General features: G+C 68.5%; 1 protein-coding gene. It reads right to left on the bottom strand.

Annotated elements, in window-relative coordinates:
* Window positions 1–154: 154 nt before the first annotated feature.
* Window positions 155–695: transposase (locus tag LPA54_RS34205; protein WP_228984559.1), on the bottom strand; the 541-nt coding region annotated here is incomplete at its 5' end.

Genomic DNA, 695 nt, shown 5'->3' with positions numbered 1-695 from the left:
CCCACAACCCATCCGGAACAATCCAACTCCACGTACCCCGCCCCATACCGAAGTCAACGACGCCTCACCACGTAGGACACGGTCTAAGGGTTGTCCCGTAAATGATCCTCTCGTTGCCCGGCACGGTTGGCCGCCCGCCGTGCGGCCCGCTCGCTTATCCGGCGAGAGCGAGGTTGTGCAGGCGGGCGATGCCGAGCATGGCGTGGTCGACGCCGTCGCCTTTGAGGCGGCAGTCGCGGAGGATCTTCCATGTCTTCATGCGGGCGAAGGCGTGCTCGATGCGGGCGCGGACCTTGCGGTGTGAGCGGTTGTGCTTCTCTTTCCAGGCCGGAAGGCCAGCCTGGCCGGGTGCGCGGCGGTGCGGGATGATCAGGCCGGTGCCTCTGTAGCCGCCCTCGGCGATCACCGTGGCGCGGCCGACGGCGGCCTTGGCGCCGGACAGCTCCCACGCCTTGCAGTCGTTGCGGTTGCCGGGCAGCGGCCGGCCGACGGCGACGAGCCTGGTGTCGGCGTCGATGACGACCTGGTGGTTGGTGGAGTACCGGTAGTTCTTGGACTGCTCGGCGATGCTGTGGTCGCGGGTGGGGACCAGGGTGCCGTCCACGGTCAGGACGGTGTCCTTGCGGAACCGCTTGTGCTGCTGGGGTGCGAGCGCGGGTCCGAGGTGGTCGATGATGCGGTCGGCCGCGGACTTG

The sequence above is a fragment of the Streptomyces sp. DH12 genome (genome assembly GCF_020873895.1).
In the GTDB taxonomy this organism is placed as follows: Bacteria; Actinomycetota; Actinomycetes; order Streptomycetales; family Streptomycetaceae; genus Streptomyces.
The sequence above is the reverse complement of the archived record's forward strand: the minus strand, read 5'-3'. Positions and strand labels throughout refer to the sequence as shown.